This is a genomic window from Streptomyces sp. NPDC002130 (genome assembly GCF_040296465.1).
GTDB lineage: Bacteria > Actinomycetota > Actinomycetes > Streptomycetales > Streptomycetaceae > Streptomyces.
In genome coordinates this window covers 1-3,075 of record NZ_JBEOXI010000483.1, presented here as the reverse complement: position 1 = coordinate 3,075, position 3,075 = coordinate 1, and the positions used below count along the sequence as shown (strand labels likewise).

Here is a 3,075-nt window from a genome sequence, read left to right as displayed (position 1 = left end):
CGGCCGGTGTCGGTGGTGTCATCAAGATGGTGCAGGCGATGCGGCACGGTGTGCTGCCGCGGACGCTGCACGTGGACGAGCCGTCGCCGTTCGTGCAGTGGGACACCGGCTCGGTCGAGCTGCTGAGCGAGCAGCGCGAGTGGACCGCCAGGGACGGCGTGCCGCGTCGCGCGGGTGTCTCCTCCTTCGGCATCAGCGGGACCAACGCCCACGTGGTCGTGGAAGAGTTCACCGCGCCCGAGGAGGCAGCCGCCGAGCGACCGGAGCCGACCGGACCCGTACCGTTCGTCCTGTCCGCGCGGGACGAGGCCGCGCTGCGCGCCCAGGCACGGCGCCTGCACGACATCGTCACCGAGCACGGCACGCACCCCGCCGACCTCGGCGCGTCCCTCGCCGTCACCCGCACCGCACTGCCGCACCGCGCCGTGGTCACCGCCACGGACACCGACACGCTCCTCGCCGCTCTCTCCGCCCTGGCCCGAGGCGAGGAGACCGCGCAGGTCGTCACCGGCAGCGCCGCCGGCGCGGGCCGCACCGCCTTCCTGTTCACCGGACAGGGCGCCCAGCGCGCCGGCATGGGCCGCGAACTGTACGCCGCGTCGCCGGAGTTCGCGGCCGCGCTGGACGAGGTGTGCGCGGCCCTCGACGAGCACCTCGAACTGCCGCTGCGCACGGTGATGTTCGCCGAAGCGGACAGCGAGCCGGGCCGCCTGCTGCACCGCACCGCCTACACCCAGCCCGCCCTGTTCGCCGTGGAGGTCGCCCTCTTCCGGCTCCTCGCCCACCACGGCACCACACCGGACCTGCTCGCCGGGCACTCCATCGGCGAGCTCGCCGCGGCCCACGTGGCGGGCGTGCTGTCCCTCGCCGACGCGGCCCGGCTGGTCGCGGCCCGGGGCCGGCTCATGGAGGCGGCACGGCCGGGCGGCGCCATGATCGCCGTCGAGGCCACCGAAGCCGAGATCGCCGCCGACCTGGAGAAGGCCGCGGGCCGCCTCGACCTCGCCGCCCTCAACGCCCCCGACTCCCTGGTGATCTCGGGCGACGAGGACGCCGCCGAGCAGCTCGCCGCGCAGTGGCGCGCCCGGGGCCGCCGCACCCGCCGGCTCCAGGTCAGTCACGCCTTCCACTCGCCGCACATGGACGGCGTCCTGGACGAGTTCCGCGCCATCGCCGAGAGCCTCACCTTCCACGAGCCGCGCATCCCGATCGTCTCCACGGTCACCGGCGAACTCGCCGCCCCGGACGAGCTGACCTCGCCCGGCTACTGGGCGCAGCAGATCCGCCGGCCCGTGCGGTTCGTCGACGCCGCCCGGGCCCTGCACCGGCACGGTGCCACCGTGTTCGTCGAGACCGGTCCGGACGCCGTGCTCGCCCCGCTGACCCGGGCCGCGCTGGCCGACGCGGACGCGGTCACCGTCCCGCTGCTGCGGGCCACGCGCCCCGAGGGCGAGACGTTCCTCGCCGGGATCGCCGCGGCCTGGACGGGTGGCGCGCCGCTCGCCGCCGAGACCTTCCACCCCGGCGCCCGCCTCGTCGACCTGCCGACGTACCCCTTCCAGCGGGAGCGCTTCTGGCTCACCCCCGAACGACCGCTCGACGCCCGGGGCCTGGGTCTCGACCCGGCCGGGCACCCGCTGTTGCACGCCTCCGTGGAACTGGCGGGCAGCGACGGACTCGTCCTCACCGGCCGCCTCGCCGTAACCGACCAGCCCTGGCTCGCCGATCACGCCGTCACCGGCACGGTCCTCGTGCCCGCCACCGCGTTCCTGGAACTGGCTCTGGCAGCGGGGGGCCGCCTGGGCGTCGACCAGATCGACGAACTGACCTTGGAGGCCCCCCTGGAGCTGCCGGAACAGGGCGCCGTACGTGTCCAGGTGGCCGTCGGTGCACCGGACGCCTCCGGCAGCCGGCCCCTGGAGATCCACGCCTGCCCGGACAGCGGCCCGGACGCCGAGCAGCTGTGGACCCGGCACGCCTCCGGCACCCTCGGCGGCACCCCGGCCGCCGGACCCGACCTGAGCCAGTGGCCGCCCGCCGACGCCGACGAGACACCGCTGGACGACGCCTACGAACGCCTGGCCGCACTCGGTTACACCTACGGCCCGGCCTTCCAGGGCCTGACGCGCCTGTGGCGCACGGCCGACGCCCTGTACGCCGAGGTCGCTCTGCCCGACGCGCACAAGAGCGGCGCCGACCGGTTCGGGCTGCACCCCGCCCTCTTCGACGCGCTGCTGCACCCGCTGGTGCTGCACGCCGCCGGTGACGACACCGCCGAGGACACCATCCGGCTGCCGTTCTCCTGGTCCGGCGCGTCCCTGCACGCCGGCGGCGCCGACACCCTGCGGGTGCGGATCGAGCCCGGCGGGTCGGGCACCTACGCGCTGCACGCCGCGGACGCCGTCGGCGCACCCGTCATGAGCGTGGAGTCCCTCGCCCTGCGCCCGGTCGCCAAGGACCGGCTGCGCTCCGCGCCACGGCCCCACGACGCCCTGTACGCGGTGGAATGGGCGCCGGTCACGGCACCCGAGGGCGACGCCCCGCACGTCGTGGAGGTGTCCGACCTCACGCAGGTGGACGCCACGGCAGACGTGGTCCTCGTACGCGCCCCCGCCGGTGACGGACCGGCCGATGTGGCGGCCCACGCCCACCACACGGCGGACGTCTTCCTGCGCCTGGTGCAGGACTTCCTCGCCGACGAGCGCCTGACCCGCGCGCGGCTCGCGGTGCTCACCCGGGGCGCCGTCGCCGCCGCCCCCGGGGACCTCGTGCCCGAGCCGGCCCAGGCCCCGCTGTGGGGCCTGCTGCGCAGTGTGCAGTCCGAGCATCCGGACCGGGTGGTCCTGATCGACGCCGACACGGCCACCGACGACCGGCTCCTGGCCGCCGCCCTCGCCTCGGGTGAGGCGCAGGTGGCGGTGCGGTCGGGTGGGTTGGTGGTGCCGAGGTTGCGGCGGGCGGTGCCGGGTGGCGGTGGTGGTGTCGCCTGGGGTGAGGGTCCGGTGCTGGTGACGGGTGGTACGGGTGGTCTGGGTGCTGTTGCGGCCCGGCATCTGGTCCAGGTGCATGGGGTGC

1 protein-coding gene is annotated in these 3,075 nt (G+C 75.7%); it reads left to right on the top strand.

Features of this window, described 5'->3' with window-relative positions:
• Positions 1-3,075 (top strand): acyltransferase domain-containing protein (locus ABT116_RS41440; protein WP_351645438.1); only part of this gene is annotated, 3,075 nt, incomplete at both ends.